We start from the raw sequence: 249 nt of genomic DNA, 5'->3' as shown, positions 1-249 counted from the left end.
CCATCGACTTGCCCCACTGCACCTCCTGCGCGTTGTTCGAGTACCAGATGGTGATCGGGCCGTGGGCCTTTATGGCGTCGCTGGAGCCTCCTCCGCTCGACCCGCAGGCGGCGAGCGTTCCGGCGATCACGCCGGCGGTGAGGAGGGCGGCGGCGAATCTGCCCCGTCGCAGAGTGTTGTTTCGCATGGTGTGCCTTTCGTGGGGGTGAGGGTTCAGCGGGCCGGCGGCGCGGTCGAGGCGCGCACCAC

At 69.5% G+C, this 249-nt stretch carries 1 protein-coding gene; it reads right to left on the bottom strand.

Annotated features, from left to right (window positions below; all coding sequences use genetic code 11):
* Window positions 1–249, bottom strand: a 249-nt coding sequence (locus SB717_RS38270) for a hypothetical protein (protein WP_410908418.1), incomplete at both ends; no start/stop codon positions are given.

Source organism: Priestia sp. SIMBA_032, from assembly GCF_046535215.1.
Classification (GTDB): domain Bacteria; phylum Bacillota; class Bacilli; order Bacillales; family Bacillaceae_H; genus Priestia; species Priestia aryabhattai.
This window is presented reverse-complemented; position numbering and strand designations above follow the sequence as displayed.